The 22,501-nt window shown below is 63.1% G+C and carries 27 protein-coding genes; 16 read left to right on the top strand and 11 right to left on the bottom strand.

Features of this window, described 5'->3' with window-relative positions:
• Positions 1 to 167 precede the first annotated feature (167 nt).
• A complete protein-coding gene (locus ACFMPD_RS02555; protein ID WP_380991477.1) occupies positions 168 to 1,040 on the bottom strand; it encodes a DUF6456 domain-containing protein in 873 nt (290 codons plus the stop codon).
• A 529-nt stretch (positions 1,041 to 1,569) separates the two neighbouring features.
• Here ACFMPD_RS02555 and ACFMPD_RS02550 point away from each other — a divergent pair.
• A complete protein-coding gene (locus ACFMPD_RS02550; RefSeq protein WP_380991475.1) occupies positions 1,570 to 1,845 on the top strand; it encodes a DUF6477 family protein in 276 nt (91 codons plus the stop codon).
• Positions 1,846 to 1,848: 3 nt separating this feature from the next.
• On the opposite strand, the gene ACFMPD_RS02545 is transcribed toward ACFMPD_RS02550, so the two are convergent.
• Positions 1,849 to 3,393, bottom strand: coding sequence for a trimethylamine methyltransferase family protein (locus ACFMPD_RS02545; RefSeq protein ID WP_380991473.1), 1,545 nt, complete (start codon positions 3,391 to 3,393; stop codon positions 1,849 to 1,851).
• Positions 3,394 to 3,562: 169 nt separating this feature from the next.
• On the opposite strand from ACFMPD_RS02545, the gene ACFMPD_RS02540 reads away from it, so the two are divergent.
• From ACFMPD_RS02540 to ACFMPD_RS02530, 3 genes are all read left to right on the top strand, one after another.
• On the top strand, positions 3,563 to 4,264 hold the full coding sequence (locus tag ACFMPD_RS02540; protein ID WP_380991471.1) for a DUF2270 domain-containing protein: 702 nt from the start codon (positions 3,563 to 3,565) through the stop codon (positions 4,262 to 4,264).
• 82 nt (positions 4,265 to 4,346) lie between these two features.
• A complete protein-coding gene (gene guaA / locus ACFMPD_RS02535; protein WP_380991469.1) occupies positions 4,347 to 5,909 on the top strand; it encodes a glutamine-hydrolyzing GMP synthase in 1,563 nt (520 codons plus the stop codon).
• Positions 5,900 to 6,181 (top strand): putative quinol monooxygenase, encoded by a 282-nt coding sequence (locus ACFMPD_RS02530; RefSeq protein ID WP_380991467.1) that lies wholly within the window; start codon positions 5,900 to 5,902, stop codon positions 6,179 to 6,181. Before guaA ends, ACFMPD_RS02530 begins: the two co-directional genes overlap by 10 nt.
• Positions 6,182 to 6,188: 7 nt before the next feature.
• On the opposite strand, the gene ACFMPD_RS02525 is transcribed toward ACFMPD_RS02530, so the two are convergent.
• A complete protein-coding gene (locus ACFMPD_RS02525) occupies positions 6,189 to 7,010 on the bottom strand; it encodes an FkbM family methyltransferase (RefSeq protein ID WP_380991465.1) in 822 nt (273 codons plus the stop codon).
• Positions 7,011 to 7,084: 74 nt separating this feature from the next.
• Here ACFMPD_RS02525 and ACFMPD_RS02520 point away from each other — a divergent pair, with 74 nt between their 5' ends.
• The 3 genes from ACFMPD_RS02520 to ACFMPD_RS02510 are packed head-to-tail and all read left to right on the top strand — an operon-like array spanning position 7,085 to position 9,815.
• Positions 7,085 to 7,975: a DMT family transporter gene (locus ACFMPD_RS02520; RefSeq protein WP_380991463.1), complete on the top strand. Its 891-nt coding sequence runs from the start codon at positions 7,085 to 7,087 to the stop codon at positions 7,973 to 7,975.
• Positions 7,976 to 8,002: 27 nt separating this feature from the next.
• Positions 8,003 to 8,905, top strand: coding sequence for a DMT family transporter (locus ACFMPD_RS02515; protein WP_380991461.1), 903 nt, complete (start codon positions 8,003 to 8,005; stop codon positions 8,903 to 8,905).
• A gap of 46 nt (positions 8,906 to 8,951) precedes the next feature.
• On the top strand, positions 8,952 to 9,815 hold the full coding sequence (locus ACFMPD_RS02510; RefSeq protein WP_380991459.1) for an ATPase: 864 nt from the start codon (positions 8,952 to 8,954) through the stop codon (positions 9,813 to 9,815).
• A gap of 8 nt (positions 9,816 to 9,823) precedes the next feature.
• Here the strand turns inward: ACFMPD_RS02510 and ACFMPD_RS02505 are convergent, their stop codons facing one another.
• A complete protein-coding gene (locus tag ACFMPD_RS02505; protein WP_380991457.1) occupies positions 9,824 to 10,432 on the bottom strand; it encodes a hypothetical protein in 609 nt (202 codons plus the stop codon).
• A 151-nt stretch (positions 10,433 to 10,583) separates the two neighbouring features.
• On the opposite strand from ACFMPD_RS02505, the gene metA reads away from it, so the two are divergent.
• Genes metA through ACFMPD_RS02485 form a run of 4 tightly spaced genes read left to right on the top strand, consistent with a single transcriptional unit; the run spans position 10,584 to position 13,970 of the window.
• Positions 10,584 to 11,501 (top strand): homoserine O-acetyltransferase MetA, encoded by a 918-nt coding sequence (metA, locus tag ACFMPD_RS02500; RefSeq protein ID WP_380991455.1) that lies wholly within the window; start codon positions 10,584 to 10,586, stop codon positions 11,499 to 11,501.
• On the top strand, positions 11,491 to 12,444 hold the full coding sequence (locus ACFMPD_RS02495; protein WP_380991453.1) for an alpha/beta fold hydrolase: 954 nt from the start codon (positions 11,491 to 11,493) through the stop codon (positions 12,442 to 12,444). The genes metA and ACFMPD_RS02495 overlap by 11 nt, the downstream gene beginning before the upstream one ends.
• A 49-nt stretch (positions 12,445 to 12,493) precedes the next feature.
• Complete coding sequence (gene ppk2, locus ACFMPD_RS02490) at positions 12,494 to 13,363, top strand: polyphosphate kinase 2 (protein ID WP_380991451.1); 870 nt, start codon at positions 12,494 to 12,496, stop codon at positions 13,361 to 13,363.
• The gene (locus ACFMPD_RS02485) at positions 13,356 to 13,970 is read left to right on the top strand and encodes a TetR/AcrR family transcriptional regulator (protein WP_380991449.1); all 615 of its coding nucleotides are present in this window, start codon (positions 13,356 to 13,358) and stop codon (positions 13,968 to 13,970) included. The genes ppk2 and ACFMPD_RS02485 overlap by 8 nt, the downstream gene beginning before the upstream one ends.
• Before the next feature lie 3 nt (positions 13,971 to 13,973).
• Here the strand turns inward: ACFMPD_RS02485 and ACFMPD_RS02480 are convergent, their stop codons facing one another.
• From ACFMPD_RS02480 to ACFMPD_RS02460, 5 genes are all read right to left on the bottom strand, one after another.
• Entirely contained in the window at positions 13,974 to 15,029 is a 1,056-nt protein-coding gene (locus tag ACFMPD_RS02480) for an adenylate/guanylate cyclase domain-containing protein (protein WP_380991447.1), read from the bottom strand.
• Complete coding sequence (locus tag ACFMPD_RS02475; protein ID WP_380991445.1) at positions 15,026 to 15,394, bottom strand: group I truncated hemoglobin; 369 nt, start codon at positions 15,392 to 15,394, stop codon at positions 15,026 to 15,028. Before ACFMPD_RS02475 ends, ACFMPD_RS02480 begins: the two co-directional genes overlap by 4 nt.
• Before the next feature lie 186 nt (positions 15,395 to 15,580).
• Positions 15,581 to 16,066, bottom strand: coding sequence for a 30S ribosomal protein S9 (gene rpsI, locus ACFMPD_RS02470; protein WP_380991443.1), 486 nt, complete (start codon positions 16,064 to 16,066; stop codon positions 15,581 to 15,583).
• Between the two features lie 7 nt (positions 16,067 to 16,073).
• Complete coding sequence (gene rplM / locus ACFMPD_RS02465) at positions 16,074 to 16,532, bottom strand: 50S ribosomal protein L13 (protein WP_380991441.1); 459 nt, start codon at positions 16,530 to 16,532, stop codon at positions 16,074 to 16,076.
• Positions 16,533 to 16,679: 147 nt separating this feature from the next.
• Entirely contained in the window at positions 16,680 to 17,111 is a 432-nt protein-coding gene (locus ACFMPD_RS02460; RefSeq protein ID WP_380991439.1) for a PaaI family thioesterase, read from the bottom strand.
• On the opposite strand from ACFMPD_RS02460, the gene ACFMPD_RS02455 reads away from it, so the two are divergent.
• The 4 genes from ACFMPD_RS02455 (at position 17,099) to gluQRS (ending at position 21,088) form a co-directional block, all read left to right on the top strand.
• Positions 17,099 to 17,953: an enoyl-CoA hydratase gene (locus tag ACFMPD_RS02455; protein ID WP_380991725.1), complete on the top strand. Its 855-nt coding sequence runs from the start codon at positions 17,099 to 17,101 to the stop codon at positions 17,951 to 17,953. The two genes, ACFMPD_RS02460 and ACFMPD_RS02455, sit on opposite strands and share 13 nt — an antisense overlap.
• Before the next feature lie 300 nt (positions 17,954 to 18,253).
• Positions 18,254 to 19,615 (top strand): methylenetetrahydrofolate--tRNA-(uracil(54)-C(5))-methyltransferase (FADH(2)-oxidizing) TrmFO, encoded by a 1,362-nt coding sequence (gene trmFO, locus ACFMPD_RS02450; protein WP_380991437.1) that lies wholly within the window; start codon positions 18,254 to 18,256, stop codon positions 19,613 to 19,615.
• Positions 19,616 to 19,631: 16 nt separating this feature from the next.
• Positions 19,632 to 20,246, top strand: a complete 615-nt coding sequence (locus tag ACFMPD_RS02445) for a class I SAM-dependent DNA methyltransferase (protein WP_380991435.1) — start codon at positions 19,632 to 19,634, stop codon at positions 20,244 to 20,246.
• Complete coding sequence (gene gluQRS, locus ACFMPD_RS02440; protein WP_380991434.1) at positions 20,243 to 21,088, top strand: tRNA glutamyl-Q(34) synthetase GluQRS; 846 nt, start codon at positions 20,243 to 20,245, stop codon at positions 21,086 to 21,088. Before ACFMPD_RS02445 ends, gluQRS begins: the two co-directional genes overlap by 4 nt.
• A gap of 58 nt (positions 21,089 to 21,146) precedes the next feature.
• Here the strand turns inward: gluQRS and hisI are convergent, their stop codons facing one another.
• Positions 21,147 to 21,506: a phosphoribosyl-AMP cyclohydrolase gene (hisI, locus tag ACFMPD_RS02435; protein WP_380991432.1), complete on the bottom strand. Its 360-nt coding sequence runs from the start codon at positions 21,504 to 21,506 to the stop codon at positions 21,147 to 21,149.
• 67 nt (positions 21,507 to 21,573) lie between these two features.
• Here hisI and ACFMPD_RS02430 point away from each other — a divergent pair, with 67 nt between their 5' ends.
• Positions 21,574 to 22,026, top strand: a complete 453-nt coding sequence (locus tag ACFMPD_RS02430) for an iron-sulfur cluster assembly scaffold protein (protein ID WP_380991430.1) — start codon at positions 21,574 to 21,576, stop codon at positions 22,024 to 22,026.
• 208 nt (positions 22,027 to 22,234) lie between these two features.
• Here the strand turns inward: ACFMPD_RS02430 and ACFMPD_RS02425 are convergent, their stop codons facing one another.
• The gene (locus ACFMPD_RS02425) at positions 22,235 to 22,357 is read right to left on the bottom strand and encodes a hypothetical protein (protein ID WP_380991428.1); all 123 of its coding nucleotides are present in this window, start codon (positions 22,355 to 22,357) and stop codon (positions 22,235 to 22,237) included.
• Positions 22,358 to 22,501 lie beyond the last annotated feature (144 nt).

Here is a 22,501-nt window from a genome sequence, read left to right as displayed (position 1 = left end):
CGCCACGGGTCGTCAAACGGATGCGCGAGCGCCCTTGCGATCCGCCTTGCAACAAGGCCCGTCCGGATCTGGGTGGCCGGGATGCATCAGGACACCCGCCGATACGACGAAAAACGGCGCGTCCCGTCTGGGGCGCGCCGGTTCGGTTTGTCGAAACTCCGGGGCGATCAGCCGATCATGCGATCCGGCCCCGACAGGCCGTCATAGTGAACCTTGAGCCTCTGCAGGGCGATGCGCAGCACGATCTTGCCCGAGCGGGCGGACCAGCCCATGCGCTTTTCCGCCATTTCCAGCCCCTCCAGAAAGCAGCAACAGCGCAGCGCCACATCGCTGAGACCGGGACCAAGATCGGACAGGGCCTTGACGACGCGATCGCGTGCGCCGGACGGACCATTGCCAACGCCGCTGTCGGGTTGAAACCCGCCGCGCCCGCCACCGGTCAGGAAACGGTCCCAGTTCTGAGCGACGTTCGGTCCCATCTGCGCCAGTTCGAAATCCTCGCGCAGGCGCTCGCCGGCGCCCACCAGACCGTCGTCCAGAAATGGCTGACCGTCGCGATCCTTGCGCCGGGCCAATGCGGCCAGCGGGCTTTCGGACATGTTGTAGCGCACCCGGCGCGGCCGGGCCGTGGCCGGATCCTCGATGGTCTTTTCCGACCGGGTAGCGGCGGCGCAGAACGGCGTTTGCGCTTCGGCAAACCCGGTTTCCTTTTCGGCGCGGGCCCGATTCTCCTGCTCGGCCAGCATGCGGCTCAACGCGGTGCGGCCAGATGCGGTGATGTGGTAGCGGCTGATGCGGCCGGGATTGGAACAGGCAATCCAGTCATTCAGCGCCATCGCCTGCGCGATCGCGCAATCGACCACCGCGGTTCGGGTCGCTGCCGTGCCTTCGCCGTCGCGTACCACGACCGCCTTTTCCATGTTTTCGGCCACCGCGAGAACGGCGCCATTCTCGCACAAGCGCCGCAGAATGCGACAGGCTTCACGGTCCAACGTGGCAGCGTCGGGGGTGTCGGTCTGGCAGCGGGCGGGATGTGTCATGTTGGTAATGTCCTTCGGCCTTGCACTCGCGGGCCTCGCGCGCCGTGGCGCCCGCCGCGAGCTCGGGAAATGGATTGCCGCCAGTGTTGCAAGAGCCGCGTCCACCAATGGATCATCCCGGCGGGTTTCCACCCGGCGGATCTGACGCAGCACCGTAGAGGCGTGGCAGCGCGCCCCACGGGCCAGGTCCCGGATCGGTTGTCCGTCTTCGGTATGGGCCAGGTAACGCTTGACCCCTTCGGGCACCCAATTCGGCAAGGTGGCAACAGCGTGCTTGTTCATCTCGATGCTTCCTTGAAAGTGCACGGGCGTGGCTTTTGTTAACTATTATTGGGCATACAACTTAGAGGCGATTTAGTTACCTGATCGTTAAAGGCTCTCAAGCACGCTCATCATTGTTTCTAAATGATAAACACTCGTGAAACCTGCGAACGGTGAATCCGGCCAACCCGCAACACCCGTTTAAGTTGTGTCATTGTCAGTGACGGAAAGACACGGACCACGAAAGGGAAAGCCGATGCAAGACCTGATGAGCATGTTGAATTCGCTGCGCCGCCCGCAACTGTTGATCCGCGCCGCACGCTATGGCGCGCAGGAATATCGCCGCGACCGGCATCTGCAACGGCTGCTGGGATATGGCACGCTGCCGCGCCCCGCCGCGGCGATCATGCGGCTGATGGAAATCGAGCGCACGCTGGATGACCAGCGTCGCGAAGACGATGCCGGCTATTCGCTGCCCCGGCACGTGGATGTGCTGATCGCGATGATGGGCGAAGCGCAGCTGATGCGCGCCTCGCAGGCCTGAGGTTTACATGAATGCGTCGGGCATTGACGCCTTCTTTTCCGCCACATAGGCCTCGAGCGCATCCCGGATCGCCGGATCCAGAGCCGGTTGCTGATAGGCCGCCAGCTGGGTTTGGACGCGCTGCGATGCCAGGGCCTGAGTGTCCCGTGCGCCTTCTTCGTCCCAGGTCTCGAACGGTTTGTAGTCGAACACGTCCGAGCGCCAGAATGCGGTCTTGAAATTGGCCTGGGTATGCGCGCATCCCAGATAATGCCCTCCCGGACCGACCTCGGCGATGGCGTCCATGGCCTGGGCATTTTCGTCCGCAGTGACGCCCTGGGCCAGCTTGTGCAATACGCCCAGTTGGTCGGCATCCATCACGAATTTCTCGAAACTGGCGACCAGACCGCCTTCGAGCCAGCCGCAGGAATGCAGCATGAAATTCACCCCGCCCAGCATTGCCGCATTCAGCGTGTTCGCGGTTTCATAGGCCGCCTGCGCATCCGGCAGTTTCGAAGCGCACAAACCACCGCCGGAACGGAAAGGCAGCCCCAGACGCCGCGCCAGCTGACCGGCGCCATACAGGATCTGGCTGGCTTCGGGCGTGCCAAAAGTCGGCGCGCCGCTGTTCATGTCGATCGACGTCACAAAGGCGCCAAAGATCACCGGCGCCCCCGGACGAACCAGCTGGGAATAGGCGATTCCCGCCAGAACCTCGGCCAGAACCTGGGTCAGCGTTCCGGCCACCGAGACCGGCGCCATGGCACCGCCGACAATGAAGGGCGAGACGATGCAGGCCTGGTTGTTGCGGGCATAGACCTCCAGCGCGCCCATCATCACGTCGTCAAAGGTCAACGGCGAGTTGACGTTGATCAGCGAGGTCATCACCGTGTTTTCCTGCACGAAATCCTTGCCGAACAGGATGCCGCACATGTCGACCGAATCCTGTGCCCGGCTGGGATCGGTGACCGACCCCATGAACGGTTTGTCGCTGAGGGTCATATGCGCCATCAGCATGTCCAGATGCCGCTTGTTGACCGGCAGATCCGTGGGTTCGCAGACCGTACCGCCGGAATGGTGCAGCCATTTGGACATATAGCCCAGCTTCACGAATTTGTGGAAATCGTCCATCGTTGCATAGCGGCGGCCGCCATCGACGTCGCGCACGAAAGGCGGGCCATAGACCGGCGCGCAGACCAGGGTATTGCCGCCGATTTCGACATTGCGGGCGGGGTTACGGGCGTGTTGCGTGAATCGCGCCGGTGCCGTGGCGCAAAGCTGACGCGCCAGCCCACGCGGGATACGGACCCGTTCGCCGTCGATCTCGGCGCCCGCCGCGCGCCAACGATCCAGCGCCGCGGGATTGTTGACAAAATTCACGCCGATTTCGGCCAGCACCGTTTCGGCATTCGCCTCGATGATTTCCAGCGCCTCGGCGGTCAGGATCTCGAAATTCGGGATATTGCGTTCGATGAAACGCGCGGTCTCGATGCTTACCGCGGTGCGCTCGGCCCGCCGCGCGGCGCCGCCGCCGCCCCGTGCTCGGCGTTTCGGAGTTGTTTCGGTCATGTCAACAGTCCCGCTGAATTCGGTTTCCGATCTTTTGATATCTCAATCCGCCAACTCTCCGGTGAAATTAACGGCGCATCAGGGAAAAAAGCGACATGACGACCCGGTGCGAAAGTTTTGACACCGTGCAACAGTGGGGACATGACAAAAATATGACAGGCAGGCACCGGTGACCGAGACTTCTGCACAGGCCTCCGTACAGGCCAATGACCGCAAGACCCTGAACGCCGCCGAGATCGGCGCCGTGGCGCATCTCTACCGTGGCGAGGTCTATCGCAGCACGATCTGGCGCACCCGGCTGGACACCACGACGAACTGGGCGGTCGTGACCCTGGGCGTGGCGCTGTCGATCTCGTTCGCCTCGCCCGACGCGTCGCCCCTGCCGCTGGTGCTGGTGGGTGTGCTGATCATCCTGTTCCTGATGCTCGAAGCGCGGCGCTATCGCTACTTCAACGTCTGGCGCGCCCGGGCGCGCTGGCTGGAAACGCATTTCTACGCGCCCCTGCTCTATGACGGCGATCTGCATCTGGACGAGAACTGGCAACAGGTACTGGCGCAGGATTATCTGCGACCGCGCTATCATGTCGGCTTCCTGATCGCCATCGGGCGCCGCATCCGACGCAACTATCTGTGGATACTGCTGATCCAGTCGATGGCCTTTGCCGGCAAGCTGGCGGTGCATCCGACCCCGGTCCAGTCGCTGTCGCAGGCCATGTCCCGCGCCGATGTCGGGCCGATCCCCGGCGAAGTGATCGTCGGCTTCGGGCTGATCTATGTGCTGACCTGGTCGGTGATCGCCATCTGGAGCTATCGCCTGGACATCCAGCGCGCGGAAAGGCGCGGCACCGAAAGCTCGGAATCCATGGGTTGACGGGGGGCTGACGGGCGGTTCGGCACACGGGCGCGCGGCAAGCCTCTTGCCAGCGCGCACGCGCCGCCCTAAAGCCGGGATCATGACGCAGATTTCCCACGACCGCCTCCTCATCATCGATTTCGGATCACAGGTGACTCAGCTGATCGCGCGCCGCTTGCGCGAGTTGCATGTCTATTGCGAAATCCACCCCTATCAGAACGTCACGGCCGAGTTTCTGGCGCAATTCGCGCCCCGCGCCGTCATCCTGTCCGGCGGCCCGGCCTCGGTCGGCGACGCCGGCAGCCCGCGCCCGCCGCAAGCGGTCTTTGAGCTGGGCGTGCCGGTGCTGGGCATCTGCTATGGCCAGCAGGTCATGATGCACATGCTGGGCGGCACGGTCGAACGCGGCCATGGAACCGCCGAATTCGGTCGCGCCTATGTCACCCCGTCCGAGGAGCGCATCGACCTGCTTTATGGCTGGTTCGAGGCCGATCGCGAACAGGTGTGGATGAGCCATGGCGACCATGTCAGCGCCATCGCGCCGGGCTTTTCCGTCTATGGAACCTCGCCCAATGCCCCCTTTGCGATCACCGCCGATCTGGCGCGCAACTTTTTCGCGGTCCAGTTCCACCCCGAGGTGCATCACACTCCGAATGGCGCGCGCCTCTATGAAAACTTTGTGCGCCTCGCCGGGTTCCAGGGCGACTGGACCATGGGGGCCTATCGCGAAGAAGCCATCCGCAAGATCCGCGACCAGGTGGGCGACGCCAAGGTGATCTGCGGCCTGTCCGGCGGTGTCGACAGTTCGGTGGCGGCGGTGCTGATCCACGAGGCGATCGGCGATCAGTTGACCTGCGTCTTTGTCGACCACGGTCTCTTGCGACAGGGCGAGGCCGAAGAGGTCGTGACCATGTTCCGCGACCACTACAACATGCCGCTGATCCATGCCGACGAACAGGAATTGTTCCTGGGCGCGCTGGACGGGCAATCCGATCCGGAAACCAAACGCAAGATCATCGGCAAGCTGTTCATCGACGTGTTTCAGAAACACGCGGGCGAGGTCGGCGGCGCCGAGTTCCTGGCCCAGGGCACGCTCTATCCCGACGTGATCGAATCGGTCAGCTTTTCCGGTGGTCCCTCGGTCACGATCAAGAGCCACCACAATGTCGGCGGCCTGCCCGAAAAGATGGGGCTGAAACTGGTCGAACCGCTGCGCGAATTGTTCAAGGACGAGGTCCGCGAACTGGGCCGCGAACTGGGCCTGCCCCCCAGTTTCATCGGCCGGCATCCGTTTCCCGGCCCCGGGCTGGCGATCCGTTGCCCCGGCGAGATCACCCGCGAAAAGCTGGAGATTCTGCGCAAGGCCGATGCGGTCTATATCGACCAGATCCGCCGGCACGGCCTGTATGACGAGATCTGGCAGGCCTTTGTCGCGATCCTGCCGGTGCGCACCGTGGGGGTGATGGGCGACGGGCGTACCTATGATTATGCCTGCGCGTTGCGAGCGGTGACCTCGGTGGATGGTATGACGGCGGATTATTACCCGTTCAGCCACGATTTTCTGGGCGAAACCGCCACCCGCATCATCAACGAGGTCGGCGGCATCAACCGCGTGACCTATGACATCACCAGCAAGCCGCCGGGCACCATCGAGTGGGAGTGATCCTGACCGGGTTTCTGGACGTGCCGCCCGATCGGCTGGAGGCAGTACGCGCCGCCCTACCCCTGCATGTCCGGCTGAGCCGGGCCGAACCGGAATGTGACCATTTCGAAGTGTTCGAATCCGCGTCCGTCGCCGGACGCTTTGCCGTCTCGGAACGGTTTGCCACCCGCGCCGGGTTTCAGGCCCATCGGGACCGCAGCGCGGCCTCGGACTGGGGCCGGGTCACCCGCGGGTTGCCCCGCAACTACAAGATCGTGGAAACACCGGACTGACCCCGGCCTAGCCAGCCCAGAACCGCGGGCAGGCCCAGTCGGGGTTCTCCGGAACATTCGGCTGGTCCAGCGGATGCGGGATCTGATCGGTGGGCTGCAGGTCAGCCCTGACCCTGTCGCGGCGCAGCAGCGTCACCTCGGGCAATGTGGGGAACGAGATGCCGTCGATTGTCGCCACGCGAGCGTAATTGTTCGGATGAATGTGACAGATCACGAACCGCTCGGTCAGCCGCCGCATGAAAGCGCCAAGGCGGGCGTTGCCACCGGTGACGAAAGCGTCCTGAAGGTCGTGCAGTTCCAGCACGATGATCCGGAACCGGTCCAGATCGGCATCGCGCATCGCCATGATCGTGTCGTATTCCGCCCCCTCGATATCCATCTGCATCAGCAGATCGCCCTCGGGCGGGGCATATTTCCCGATCCAGTCCTGCATCGAGATCACGTCGCCCTCGGTGGTGGCCCCGACGAACAGCCTGTCAAAGGTCAGCAGCGGATGATCGACGGCGATCCCCTGGACCGAGGCGTCGGCCATGAAGCAGGGAATGCCGCGCTCGGCGATTTCCGCGTCAAAGGTGACCGTCACGTCGACGCCGGGCGAAAAGCTGGCGACGATTCCATCCAGATCGTCCGGCAACAGATAGCCGCCATCATGGTCGCCGCCGATCCGGATCAGCGGGATACCGGTGTCAAAGGGCTGGAACAGGGAAAACAGCGCCCGAACCTGCGCCGGCGAACAGCGTTCTTGACCGCGCAGACGGCGAAACTGCGAATGGCCCCGTGGGTCCAACCGGCGTCTGATGAAACTCTTGGATCGGCGTAACAGGCTCATCAACATCCCATACTTAGCTTGGAACCACGTCCCACAAACGGTAGAGGCAGGGCAGTGTCAAGTGAGTCGCGCCGATGCAACCCTCTGCCTCTGCCCCCCTGCCCATGCTGCGGGCCGCCCTGTGGATGACCGGCGCCATCGCGTCGTTCTCGTCCATGGCCGTGGCCGGGCGCGAGGTCAGCATCGCGCTGGATACGTTCGAGATCATGCTCTATCGCAGCGCCATCGGCCTGGGCATCGTGGTGGCGGTGCTGGGCCTGACCGGCAAGCTGCACCAGATTTCACGGCAGCGTCTGGGCGGGCACCTGATGCGGAATCTGGCGCATTTCACCGGTCAGAACCTGTGGTTCTTCGCCATTGCCAGCGTGCCCCTGGCGCAGGTCTTTGCGCTGGAATTCACCTCGCCGCTCTGGGTCATCGTGCTGTCGCCGCTGTTATTGGGCGAGCGGCTGACACCGGTCCGGGCGCTGGCCGCCCTGCTGGGGTTTGCCGGCATCCTGATTGTGGCGCGGCCCAGCCCGGACACGATCAGCATCGGCGTGCTGGCCGCGGCCAGCGCGGCGGTATTCTTTGCCGTCACCAACATTTGCACCAAACGGCTGACCCGCACCGAAAGCGTCGGCGCCATCATGTTCTGGCTGACGGCCATGCAGCTGCTCTTTGGACTGGTCACCGCCGGGTTTGACGGTCGGATCGCCCTGCCCGACCCGCAGACCGCGCCGTGGCTGGTCATCATCGCCCTGGCCGGGCTGCTGGCGCATTTCTGCATCACCAATGCCCTGGCCATCGCCCCGGCGACCGTGGTGATTCCCTTTGATTTCGCGCGCCTGCCGACCATCGCCGTTGTCGGGATGCTGCTCTATGGCGAAGCGCTGGATATCTGGGTCTTTGTCGGCGCCGCGGTGATCTTTGTCGCCAACTACATCAACATCCAGGCCGAAACGCGCAGGATCCGGGTCGCCTGACAGCGCCGACCCAACTTATCTGGCGGTATGAACGAACAGAAATCCATATCCGGGCGAGCCTGGGCCGAATTGCTGTTGCTCGGGCTGATCTGGGGCGGCTCGTTCCTGTCGGTGCGCATTGCCCTGAACGAAGTGCCGGTGCTGACCGCGACGCTGCACCGCACCTGCTGGGCGATGCTGCTGTTGTGGGCGGTGGTGCTGATCCGTCGCCTGCCCGTACCCCGCTCGCCGCGAATCTGGGCGGCGTTCCTGCTGATGGGCCTGTTGAACAACGTCATTCCCTTTGGCCTGATGAACTGGGGCCAGTTGCATATCGAAACCGGGCTAACCTCGATCCTGAACGCATCCACCGCGATCTTTGGCGTGGTCGTCGCGGCCATCGCCTTTGCGGACGAGCGCCTGACGCTTCAGCGCGCCTTTGGGGTCGGGCTGGGCTTTGTCGGCGTGGCCACCGCGATCGGTCTGGACAACTTGGCCCGGTTCGATCTGCGCAGCACCGCACAGCTGGCGGTGCTGGCCGGTGGTTTCAGCTATGCGCTGGCCAGCGCCTGGGCCCGGGCGCGTCTGGGCGGGCTGTCGCCACAGGTGGCCGCGGCCGGCATGCTGACCGGTTCGACCGTGATGCTGCTGCCGGCCGCGTTGATCGTCGACGGGCCCATGGTCATGGATTTGCAGCCGGTGACCTGGCTGGCCATCGCCTATTATGCCCTGATCGCCACCGCCGTGGCCTATCTGCTTTATTACCGCGTGCTGGCCATGGCCGGGTCGGGCAACCTGATGCTGGTCACCCTGCTGATCCCGCCCGTGGCCATTTTGCTGGGGGCGGTGGTTTTGGGCGAAACCTTGCGCCCCCAGGCCTTTGCCGGGTTCGGCCTGCTGGCCCTCGGGCTGGTTATCCTGAACCGGGCGCCCCGACATCCGCGCAATTGACCCTGCCGCCCCGGCTGAGTAGCTAGAGCGGGAAAGGACACGGGTCATGCTCTACAATTCGGCACAGGACTGGCGCACGGCGCCCAACAAACGGGTGTTGTTCTTTGGCATGTCCGGGTTGGGCAAGACCCATGTCAGCCAGATGCTGCGCGATGCCGGCGGCTGGTTTCACTACAGCATCGATTACCGCATCGGCACCCGCTATATGGGCGAATACATCGCCGACAACGCCAAGGCCGAGGCCATGAAGGTGCCGTTTCTGCGCGACCTTCTGTTGTCGGATTCGATCTATATCGGGTCCAATATCAGCTTTGCCAACCTGACCCCGGTCGCGGCCTATCTGGGAAAGCCCGGCGATCCGGCCAAGGGCGGACTGGCGATGGAAGAATACCGCCGCCGTCAGGAACAGTTCCGCCAGGCGGAAATCCATGCCCTGCTGGACACCGAGTATTTCATCGACCGGGGCCAGCGACTGTACGGCTATCCGAATTTCATCTGCGATACCGGCGGGTCTATTTGCGAATGGGTCAATCCCGAAGACCCGGACGATCCGCTGTTGTCCGAACTCAGCAAGCATACGCTGATGGTCTGGATCAAGGGCGACGCGGCACATACCCAGGAGCTGGTCCGCCGGTTCGACAAGGCGCCCAAGCCGATGTCCTATCAGCCGGAATTCCTGACCCGGGTCTGGGACCGCTATCTGGCCGAGAACGGTTGCGCCGAACACGAGGTCGATCCCAACGCCTTTATCCGCTGGACCTATGCCCAGGCGCTGGCACATCGCCAGCCCCGCTATGCGGCGATGGCACGCTGGGGCGTGACCGTCACCGCCGACCAGATCGGCGCGCTGCGCGATGCCGCCGATTTCGACGCGCTGATCGAATCCGCCATCGAGAACAGGGAATCCTGAGCCCGGCCTCAGTTACGACAGGCGGCGATCGTGCTCTGCAGCACCGCGGCAGCCCCGTTCAGACCCAACGACATCACCTGTGCCCCGCGCGCATCGACGATCTGCACCGCCTGACCATAGGCCAGCGCATTCAGAAACCGGCCACCGGGCACCAGATTGACCGTCAATTCGCCACGCTGGCGGTCAAAAGGCAGGCTGAATTGCTGCGAGCCGATGAAAAACCGCATCATCCCCGGCGGCCCGGCATGGCGATACAGCATGAGATAGCTCTGGCCCTGCCGGTCGCACATGTAATACAGACCCGGCCCGCCGGGCTGCCCCGCATGTATCCCGGCATACCGGGTGACCCCGTCCGCGGCGACGCCGCTGGTCCAGGGCGGACCCAGAGCCGGTGTCGGCGCGACCGGCGCCGCCTGCATGGGCTGGCAACGTTGCGCGACACATTGGTGATACTGCCAGCTCTGGTTGCCCGGCGAACTGGCCAGACAGCTCCAGACACAGCGCTGTATGGCCATCGGATCGACGACCTGCGCCCGGCCCTGCCCGGCACAAAGCCCTACCGAAACAGCCGCCAACAGGGCCGCCCTCGCCACAATCATCCCGTTTCGAATTGTCATCCGCCCTGCCGTCTTTTCCACCCTGAAACCATTCTGACGGTGCCCCGGTTGCCCGCCGGGCGAGATTTCCCCCGCCACTTGACCGGACCACTTGGCACCGCCCGCCCATCGTATTATCTAACGCACTCATTTTCCATGGAAAGCAAATCTGATGCCGATCAAGATCCCCGCCGACCTGCCGGCCTATGATGTCCTGACCCGCGAGGGCGTCATGGTCATGTCCGAGGATCAGGCGGCGCGTCAGGACATCCGGCCATTGCGCATCGGCCTGCTGAACCTGATGCCGAAAAAGATCCAGACCGAGAATCAGTTCGCCCGGCTGATCGGCGCCACCCCGCTGCAGATCGAACTGAGCCTGATCCGCATGTCCGAACACGAGGCCAAGAATACGGCCGCCGATCACATGGAAAGCTTCTACCGGCCGTTTTCCGAGGTCCGGGCCGAAAAATTCGACGGTCTGGTGATCACTGGCGCACCGATCGAGCACCTGGAGTTCGATCAGGTGACCTATTGGCGCGAGATCGAGCAGGTCTTCGACTGGACCCAGAGCCACGTGCATTCCACCTTTGGCGTCTGCTGGGGCGGCATGGCGATGATCAACCATTTTCACGGCGTCCGGAAACACCTGTTGGCAAGCAAGGCGTTCGGCTGTTTCCGCCACAGCAACATGCAGCCGGCCTCGCCCTATCTGCGCGGGTTTTCCGACGATTGCGTGATCCCGGTCAGCCGCTGGACCGAAATGCGCCAGGACGAGATCGACGCCGCTGACGGGTTGACCACGCTGCTGGCCAGCGATCAGGTCGGCCCCTGCCTGGTCGAGGATCAGGCACATCGCGCGCTCTATATCTTTAACCATTTCGAATATGACAGCGACACGCTGAAACAGGAATATGACCGCGACGTGGCCGAGGGCACGCCGATCCAGGTACCGGTCAACTATTATCCCGACGATGATCCGGCGCAAAAACCGCAAAATCGCTGGAGATCGCACGCGCATCTTCTATATGGCAACTGGATCAACCAGATCTATCAGACGACCCCATTCGAATTGGACAAGATTGGCCAGTAAGATACTTATAACGCTCACAGTTTCGATCGCAGCCCTGATCGCCGCGGTATTGTGGTTGGCAGCCCGGCAAGAGGCCCGGGCCGAAACGCGGTTTCCCCCCGTCGGCGAATTCGTCACCGTGGATGGCACCGAAATTCACGCGGTGGTCATGGGACAGGGTCCGGATCTGGTGCTGATCCACGGTGCCAGCGGCAACGCACGGGACATGACCTTTTCCCTCGCCCCGCGCCTGGCCGAACGCTATCGGGTGATCGTCTTTGACCGCCCCGGTCTGGGGTACACGCCCCGCATCGGCTCTGCCGGCGCCTCGCTGCGCGAACAGGCGACGCTGCTGATGCGCGCCGCCGGCCAACTGGGTGCCACACGGCCCATCGTCATGGGACAGAGCTATGGCGGAGCCGTTGCGCTGGCCTGGGCGTCCAGCTATCCTGATCGGGTCGCCGCGCTGGTGCCGGTCGCGGCAGTCTCCAACCCCTGGACCTCGCCGCTGGACCCGTTCTATCGGGTCACCTCGTCCTGGTGGGGCAAGGCACTGGTGGTGCCGATGCTGACCGCCTTTGTCACCGAAGACTATATCGAGAATGTCATCGCCGAAGTCTTTCTGCCGCAATCTCCGCCGGACGGCTATGCCGGTCACGTCGGCGCAGCGCTGACCCTGCGGCGCGAGTCGATGCGCGCCAATGCGGATCAGCGCGCCGGGCTGTTGGAGGATATCAAGGCTCAGGTCGGCCAGTATGATCGCATCACCGCCCCGACCGAGATCGTGCATGGCACCGACGACACCACGGTCGGCCTGTCCATCCATTCCGAACCGCTGGCCCGACAGATCGCCGGCGCGGTTCTGACCCGGCTGGACGGCATCGGTCATATGCCGCATCACGCCGCCCAGGACCAGGTCATTGCGGCAATCGACCGTGCCGCCGCACGCGCCGGTTTGCGTTAAGCGTCTTAACATCCCATATTGCTGAAAACAGACGCAAAAGGACCGGTCGATGCAGCTTCCCCTTGACGGCGCGATCAGCAATTATTTCAAGTCCGGTGCACCGGCGGACATCCGCAACGCGATCCGCCGCGCCGAAAAGGGAGAGATTCTCAGCCACAGCTATCCGCACAGCGAAAAGCTGGCCCGCAAGGTCTATGAGAAAGAGATGGCCGCGTTGCAGATCGAACTGGTCAAGATGCAGGCCTGGGTCAAGGCCAGCGGCGCCCGCGTGGTCATCCTGTTCGAAGGGCGCGATGCCGCTGGCAAGGGCGGCACGATCAAGCGGTTTCGCGAAAACCTGAACCCGCGCGGCGCCTCGGTCGTGGCCCTGCCCAAACCCTCCGAGGCGGAACAAACCCAATGGTATTTCCAACGCTATGTCGATCACCTGCCCGCAGGTGGGGAAATCGCGTTCTTTGACCGCAGCTGGTACAATCGCGCTGTGGTGGAAACGGTGTTCGGGTTCTGCACCGACCGGCAGCGGGCGCATTTCTTTCAGCAGGTCGGTCCGTTCGAACAGGCACTGGTCGAGGACGGCATCCATCTGTTCAAGGTCTGGCTGAATGTCGGCCGCGCGGAACAGCTGCGGCGTTTTCTGTCCCGGGAACGCGATCCGCTGAAACAGTGGAAGCTCAGCCGGATCGACGCCGACGGGCTGGAAAAATGGGACGCCTATTCCGACGCCATCCGCGACACCCTGCAGCGAAGCCACAGTGACGCGGCGCCCTGGACCGTGGTGCGCGCCGATGACAAGCGCCGGGCGCGGCTGGCGACCATCCGGTCGGTGCTGCAGACGCTGGACTATGACCGCAAGGTTCCCAAGGCTCTGGGCCAGATCGACGGGACGATCTGCGGTGGACCGGAAATCTGGGATGTCTAAGCGCGGCTATCATCACGGCAATCTGCGCCAGGCGCTGATCGACGCCGCGCTGGAACTGATCGAACAAAAGGGTCCGACCGGATTCACCCTGTCTCAGGCCGCGAAACAGGCGGGTGTAACCCCGGCCGCGGTCTACCGTCATTTCGAGGGCCGCGAGGACCTGATCGCCGAAGCCGCCCGCCAGGGGTTCGAAATGTTCGCCGACCTCATGCAGTTTGCCTATGACAAGGGGCAGCCCTCGGCACTGGCGGCCTTCGAGGCCACGGGCCGCGCCTATCTGGCCTTTGCGCGCAAGCATCCGGGCCATTACATTGCCATGTTCGAAAGCGGTGTCGCAGTGAACCGTTCGCCCGACCTGGCCGCCGCTGCGGCCCGCGCCCGCGGCGTGCTGGAACGCGCCGCCGCCGATCTGTCGGAACATATCCCGCCGGAAAAGCGCCCGCCCGCGAGCATGTTCAGCGCCCATATCTGGGCGCTCAGCCACGGGGTTGTCGAACTCTATGCGCGCAATGCCGGCACCGCCTCGCCGTTTCCGCCCGAAGATTTGCTGGAAACCGGCATCGGCATCTATCTGCGCGGGCTGGGCCTGATCGATCCAGACACCTGATCGTCAATACCGCGCGGACGATCCGGCGACGTGCAATTTCGAACTGACATTGATCAGATTCATCTGCCCCAACCCCTTGATGTCGATCTCGCCGATTTCGGACAGCTGGAATTCGTCGATCAGGGCAAATTTCATCTCTTCGGGCGCCACGATATGCATCGGATTGGCAAAGACCTGCAGCCGGGACGCCATGTTCACGGCAGGGCCGAACACGTCATAGACGTATTTCTGGATGCCGACGACCGATCCCACCGCCGCGCCGCTGCCCAACCCGATACGCGCGCGCCACTTGTGCGGATGGCTTTCATTGCGCCGGTCCAGATAGCGCAGGAAACGCACCGCACAATGGGCCACCGCGGTGGCATGATCGGGGGTCGCATCCGGCATGCCCGCAACCGCCAGATAGGCGTCGCCGATGGTCTTGATCCGCTCGCAGCCATATTGCTCGACGATGCGATCAAAGGCGGTGAAAATGTCATTCAACTCGCCCAGTGTGACCGTCGGATCGGTCTTGGCGGCGAAATCGGTGAAATCCACGAAATCCAGCATCACCACCGACACCTGATCGAACAGCTGCGGCGTGACCACCCCAAAGGTCTTGAACTCTTCATAGACCGACCGCGGCATCAGGTTCAGCAACAGCCTTTCGACCCGCTCTTTTTCCCGCTCCAGCTCGCGCGTATTGCGTTCGACCATGGTCGAGTAGCTGTCGATCATGTTCTCCAACTCGCGGATACGGGTAATGTTCTGGCATTCGATGACCAGAATGTCCTCGTCCATCGTTTTCGCCAACGAGATCGTGACCGCAATGATCAGCGTTCGGCGCTTGGGTTTGATCTGCACCTCGCCGGCAAAGCTCCCCTTGTCGCGCAGCTGTTGCAGCGCCTCGGGTGGCAGATCAGGCATCATGTCGCCGAGGGTGGCGCCGTCAACTGGGGCACCGAACCACTCGGAATAGGACTCGTTCTGGAACACCAGCCGGTGATCCGATGCCCGCACGATCGCCACGCCGACGCCAATGGCGCGCAGCAGGTTTTCATTGATCGCGGAAATACTCATGCGGGTTCGCCGCTGACGATGATGCCACGCTTGCTTTCGACCTCGGCCAGAGTCGCGGCAATATCCGGCTCTGACATGCCATGTTCCGCCAGGGCCTCTTTCAACAACGCTGTCACTTCGTCAAAATCGGAATGCGAGATATTCAGGTGCCGGTGCACCGCCTGCAGCCGGTCGTCGCTGATCGAAGTCGGCCCGCCCATCAGCGAAGCCACGAACTTTGTCTGGTGGTCGATCAACCTCGGCATGTCCACATCGGCAAAGAAATCGCCGATCTCATCGGAATCCAGCACCATTTCATAAAAGGTCATGATGATGCGGCTGACGGTTTTGAAGCCGCCGTATTTCTCGAAAAGCGTCACGGACATTGGGCGTCATCACTTTCTGGAATTAAGTACAGCCTATGTCAGTTTTGGTCGCCAGATCAATCTTTTCGGCTCGCGGACACCTGCCCACGCCGTGGCGCCAGATTAGCTTCTCCACGCAGTGCTCTGTTTTTAAAACAAAAAGGTCGCGCACTGCGCGACCTTTTCCATACTTGCTTTGATCCAAGCTTAGCGCTTGGAGAACTGGAAGCTCTTGCGAGCCTTGGCCTTGCCGTATTTCTTGCGTTCCACCACGCGGCTGTCGCGGGTCAGGAACCCGGCCGCTTTCAACGCGCCGCGCAGGGACGGATCATACAGCTGCAGCGCCTTGGAGATGCCGTGCTTGACCGCGCCGGCCTGTCCCGACAGGCCGCCGCCCTTGACGGTGGCCTGCACATCGAACTGGTCTTCGGTGCCGGACACGGTGAACGGCTGGCGCAGGATCATCTGCAGCACGGGACGCGCGAAATAGGTCGCCATCGGCTTGCCGTTCACGGTGACCTTGCCCGACCCCGGCTTGATCCAGACACGAGCGACCGCGTCCTTGCGTTTGCCGGTGGCATAGGACCGGCCCAGCTCGTCGCGGACAGGTTCGCGCGGCGTTGCCTCGACCACGGCGGCATCCAGACCGGCCACCTGATTCAGGTCTTCGAGTGTGTTGATTTCTTCAGCCATGGTCAGGTCAGCTCCGGGTGTTTTTCTTGTTCATGGATTTGACATCCAGAACTTCGGGGCTCTGCGCCTCGTGAGGGTGATCGGTGCCCGCATAGACGCGCAGGTTGGTCATTTGCTGACGGCTCAGACGGTTGCCGGGCAGCATCCGCTTGACCGCCTGCATGACGACGCGCTCGGGATGCGCGCCCTCGAGAATCTGCTGCTTGGTGCGGCTCTTGATCCCGCCGGGATGGCCGGTATGCCAGTAAAAGTGCTCGTCGCGCTTTTTGCCGGTCATCTGCACCTTGTCGGCATTGATGACGATGACGTTGTCACCCATGTCCATATGCGGCGTAAAGGACGGCTTGTGCTTGCCGCGCAGACGCGTGGCGACGATCGAGGCAAGACGGCCCAGAACGACGCCCTCGGCGTCGATCAGGATCCATTTCTTGTCGATATCTGCTGGTGTGGCAGAAAAGGTTTTCATGGCAGGAGTTTCCTGTTTGACGTGAAAGGCGGGCGCAATGCGCACCCGCCCGAATTCGATGCTCGGGGTTTACGGCGCGGGCGCGATCCAGTCAAGTGGCAAAAGGGTCATTTACCGAAGGAAAATCAATGGTTTAGTATTTGGGTATTATTTTACCCCATTATTCGGTGGGATCGAATAGGTCATCGTCGCCCGCGCCACCGGTTTCTCGCCCCCCTCGGAATAGATCAGGATATCGGTCACCGACAGGGCGCGGCCCAGTTTCAGCAGCCGCGCCTTGGCGATCAGGTCCACCCCGGCCGCCGGTTTGCGCATGAAATCCAGCGAGCAATTGGTGGTCACGGCCAGCGCCTGTGGTCCCAGCGGCGCCATGGTCGCGACATAGGCGGTGACATCGGCCAGCGCGAACATCGCCGGTCCCGACACCGTTCCGCCCGGACGCAGATGCCGTTCGTCCGTCTTCAGCCGCATGACAACCGTTTCGCCATCCAGATGGTCGATCGCGAAGTCGCCCCTGATCTGCGGGAACACCTCGTCCAGATAGTCTGCCATTTCCGCGACTGTGAATTTGGCGCGCATGCTTTCCTCCGCTCGGCTTCGCCGTTAACGTCGCCGCAAAGCGAAGCGAGGACAAGATGGCAATATTGGAACGTAACGACACCGGCGCGGTGGCTCACCTGAGGATGAACGCGCCCGAGCGCCTGAACGCCCTGTCCGACGAGATGCTGGCGGCGCTGCAGGCGCAACTGGATCAGCTCAAGAACGACACGCAGATCCGGGCGGTGATTCTGTCCGGTGCCGGCAAGGCCTTTTGCGCCGGGCATGACCTGAAGCAGATGACCGCCGGACGTCAGTCCGAGGATGGCGGAAAGGCCTATTTCGCCGACCTGTTCAACCGCTGTGCGGCGGTGATGCTCAGCATCCGCTCGCTGCCGCAGCCCGTCATCGCCCAGGTGCACGGGATCGCCACCGCCGCCGGCTGCCAACTGGTCGCCTCGTGCGATCTGGCCGTCGCGGCCCAGGGCACCCGGTTCGGCGTCAACGGCGTCAATATCGGACTGTTCTGCTCGACACCGATGGTTGCGCTGTCCCGCAACATTCCCCGCAAGCAGGCCTTTGAGATGCTGACCACGGGCGCCTTCATCCAGACAGATGAAGCCGAAAGGCTCGGGTTGATCAACCGGTCGGTTCCGCAGGACGATCTGGACAGCGCCACGGCCGCACTGGCCGAAACCCTGGCGTCGAAACTGGGCGCGGCCGTCAAGATCGGCAAACAGGCCTTCTATCAGCAACTGGAAATGCCGCTGGAGCAGGCCTATGCCTATACTGGCGAAGCGATGGTGCAGAACATGTTGTTCCGCGACACCGCCGAGGGCATCGCCGCCTTTATCGAAAAGCGCCCGCCGGACTGGTCGCAATAGGCCGCAGGCAGGGCTCAGCCATGTTGCATTGCATTGTTCGCAAAATCGGCTCGATTGTTTCCCAGATCCCGCTTTGAAAAAAGGCATGACTGTGGCAATGCTGGGGCATGGCGCAGGCCATTCGACATTTCGGGTCGCCGCGGGCGGAAGGTCCCTCCAGACCGGCTCTCTCACCGGTTCGACATTCCCGCAGCGGCGACCCTGAAATCACCTGCCCCGTTCCCGCACCATTACGGCCATCGCAGACCGGCAGGCATCGTCCTGTTGCGCAATCTGCGGCTCTGCCCTACATCGCGGGTCATGAGCGAGACACTGAATATCGTCGGCGGCGGCATGGCCGGATCCGAGGCCGCCTGGCAGGCGGCGGAAATGGGCGTGAACGTGGTGATCCACGAAATGCGCCCCAAGGTCGAAACCTTTGCCCACAAGACCGGCAACCTGGGCGAGATGGTCTGCTCCAACTCGTTCCGCTCGGATGATTCCGAACAGAATGCCGTCGGCCTGTTGCACTGGGAGATGCGTGCGGCAAACGGGCTGATCATGGCCACGGCCGACCGCCACCGCCTGCCCGCCGGTGGTGCCCTGGCGGTAGATCGCGAGCCCTTTGCCGAGACCGTCACCGCGCAACTCAAGGCGCATCCGCGCGTGTCGGTCGCCTATGACGAGATCACCGCCCTGCCCGATCAGGGCCACTGGATTTTTGCCACCGGCCCGCTGACCTCGCCTGCGCTCGGACAGGCGATCCGGGCCGAGACCGGCACCGAAGCGCTGGCCTTCTTCGACGCCATCGCGCCGATCGTCTATTTTGACAGCATCGACATGTCGCGCGCCTGGATGCAATCGCGCTATGACAAGGGCGAGACCGAGGCCGAGCGTACCGCCTATCTGAACTGCCCGATGGACAAGGACCAGTACGAGGCGTTCATCGACGCCCTGCTGGCCGCCGAGAAGACCGAGTTTCACGAGGGCGAGACCGCCGGTTATTTCGACGGCTGCCTGCCGATCGAGGTGATGGCCGAACGCGGCCGCGAAACCCTGCGGCACGGACCGATGAAACCGGTTGGCCTGACCAATCCGCACCAGCCCGACATCAAGGCCCATGCGGTGGTGCAATTGCGTCGCGACAACGCGCTGGGCACGCTCTATAATATCGTCGGGTTTCAAACCAAGATGAAATACGGCGCCCAAACCCGGGTGCTTCGGATGATTCCGGGACTGGAACAGGCCAGCTTTGCCCGGCTGGGCGGCATTCACCGCAATACGTTCCTGAATTCGCCGACCCTGCTGGACGGCCAGATGCGGTTGAAAACGCGCCCCAATATCCGCTTTGCCGGTCAGATCACCGGTGTCGAAGGCTATGTGGAAAGCGCCGCAATGGGGTTGTTGGCCGGGCGCATGGCGGCGGGCGACATCTTAGGCCGGCCGGTCGCCACCCCGCCCGATACCACCGCCATGGGGGCTTTGATCACCCATATCAGCGGCGGCGCCGACGCCAGGACCTTTCAGCCGATGAACGTGAATTTCGGCCTCTTCCCTCCGGTTTCAGGTCTCAAGGGCGGACGCCGAGGGCGCAAGGATCGCTACAAGGCCTATACCGACCGCGCCAAGACCGACTGGCAGGCCTGGCTGGGCCAGACAACACTGGACGCGGCCCGGGCCTGACCCCTAGGCTGTGATCATGAGCAAGGGATTTCTGGATAAGGCATACGGCGCCCGCGACGCCGCCGGTACACGGCAGCTCTACGATGACTGGGCTGCCAGCTACGAGACCGAGGTATCCGAAAACGGCTATGCCACGCCGGGGCGCTGCGCCCAGGCCCTGCATGCACACTTGTCCGATGCGACCCGGCCCGTTCTGGATTTCGGCTGCGGCACCGGCCTGTCGGGACTGGCGCTGAGACTGGCCGGTTTCAGCGTCATCGACGGCGTCGATCTGTCAGCCGAGATGCTGGCGCAGGCCCGCGCCAAGGGCGTATATCGCAATCTGGAACAGATCGAGGCGGCAGCAGCCCTGGCCCACCGGCCTGGTGACTATGCCGCTATCGCGGCCATTGGCGTGATCGGCGCCGGCGCGGCCCCGATTTCGGTCTTCGACACGCTGATGGACGGCCTGGGCAAAGGCGGATTACTGGTGTTTTCCTTCAACGACCACGCGCTGCAGGATCCGGTGCACGAGGCCAAGCTGACCGAATGGCTGGACGCGGGCCGGGCGCGGCTGCTGTTTCAGGAACACGGCGATCATCTGCCCGGCATTGACCTGAAGTCCACTGTGTACATTATTGAAAAAACGTGACTTTCACAACTAGGTTCGCCCCATCCCCAACCGGCCCGCTGCATCTGGGTCATGCCTATTCGGCCCTTCTGGCCTTTGACATGGCACGCGCGGCGAAGGGCCGGTTTTTGTTGCGCATCGAGGATACGGATACCGCCCGCGCCCGCCCCCATTGGGAGGCTCAGATCCATGACGATCTCGCCTGGCTGGGCCTCGCCTGGGAACAGCCGGTATTGCGCCAGTCCGACCATTTGGAGACTTACAACGCCAATCTCATGGGCCTGGCCGCGCGCGGGCTGATCTATCCCTGCTCATGCCGCCGCAGCGATATCCGCGCCGCGCTGTCCGCACCGCAGGAAGGCGTTGCCACCGCGCCGGTCTATCCCGGCACCTGCCGGGGGCGTCGCATGGACAGCCGCCGCCCCGGCGATGCGCTGCGTCTGGACATGGCGCGTGCGCTGCAGGCGGTCGCACAACACCTGCCCTTGCGCTTTCGTGAAACCGGGCCACGGCATCCCGGCCTGCACGACATCACGGCCGCGCACCTGCTGCAGCAGACCGGCGACCCGGTCCTGGGGCGCAAGGAAATCGAAACCGTATCCTACGTTCTGGCGGCGGTGATCGACGACGCTGCCCAGTCCGTCACCACGGTGATCCGGGGCGGCGATCTCTTTGACACCACACCGCTGCAGGTCCTGCTCCAGGCCCTGCTGGATCTGCCGACCCCGGTTTATCACCATCATCGGCTGATCCGCGACGAGACCGGCAAAAGGCTGGCCAAACGCGACGACGCCCGCGCCATCTCGACCTTTCGCGATCAGGGCGCGACCCCGGCGGATATCCGGGCAATGGTCGGCCTGTGATCCCGCCTTTTCCTCTTGCCGGAAATATCCTCGCCAAAGGCATGGCCCAACGGGCCATTCAGATCATCGGCGCCATCAGTTCGACTTCCTGATCCGCCCGCACCGCGGTATAGAAACAACTGCGCCGGTTGGTGTGGCAGGCCGGACCGGTCTGGCGCACGCGCACCAACAGGCAGTCGCGGTCGCAATCCAGACGAAAATCGACCAGCCCCTGCACATGGCCCGAGCTTTCGCCCTTGACCCAGAAGGCCTGGCGCGAGCGCGACCAATAGGTGACCCGGCCGCTGTCCAGGGTGCGCCGCACCGCCTCGGCATTCATCCACGCCATCATCAGCACGTCGCCGCTCGTCGCATCCTGCGCGATGGCGGGAATCAGACCGGCCTCGTTGAAAACCAGTGTCGCAGGATCAAAGGACATGGCGGAAAACCTTTTGCATCGACGTCATGCGGGCTTATGTAAGGGGAACCACGCAAGAGGAAAAGCCATGTCCGGCGAAACCGACCTGATCAAGCTGTACTCGGCCCGCATTCTGGCCCTGGCTGCCGACATTCCGCATCTGGGGCGGCTGGAGGCGCCGGATGCCAGCGTCAAGAAACGCTCGCCGCTCTGCGGTTCGACGGTGACGGTCGATGTCACGGTCACCGATGGCCGGATCACCGATTTCGCCCAGGACGTCAAAGCCTGCGCCCTGGGTCAGGCGTCCGCCGCTGTGGTGGGCGGCGCCATCATCGGTGCCACGCGCCCCCAGGTGGAAACCGCGCGCGACCAGCTCAAGGCAATGCTGAAGCAGGACGGTCCGGTGCCGGATGCCCCGTTTGACGGCCTGCAGGTGCTGCTGCCGGCACGCGACTACAAGAACCGCCATTCCTCGATTCTGCTGGCGCTCGAAGCCACGGCTGAAGCCATGGAACAGGCCGAACAGGTCGATTGCGCCTGACATCGGAACGATCTCCAGAAAAAAGCCGCCGCGCATCCCGGGCGGATGGCGGCGGCAGTCAAAGCGCTCTCATGAAACACCCGGTGCGTCCTGCGGAGTCACGAGGCGGGACTCCGGGGGGTATGGGACAGGCAAGCCCCTTGCATCGAAATGGGACGGGATGCGGGAACGCCCGGCATGAGATCGCAGGCAGATAGGCCTGTTCGGTTCAGAGAACTCCAGGCAGATACAGTCCGACAAGCAGCATCACCACCAGCGCCCCGGCACCGGCTGCATCCTGCAAGAGACGGTCCTGCGAGCGATTAATAGCGGTCTTGATCTGGCGTATCATGGCGTCTGCTCCCGGTCTGTCATTAAGCCTTTGTTGACCTTTTGTTCTCATTTTCCATGCGCCGTGTAAAGAACTTTTTAGGAACATATGTGAACTTTTCGGCAATTGCCGGGTCAAGTCTCTGGCCAGAAACCGGATTTTCAC

Source organism: Sedimentitalea sediminis, from assembly GCF_042687825.1.
GTDB lineage: Bacteria > Pseudomonadota > Alphaproteobacteria > Rhodobacterales > Rhodobacteraceae > Sedimentitalea.
This window is presented reverse-complemented; position numbering and strand designations above follow the sequence as displayed.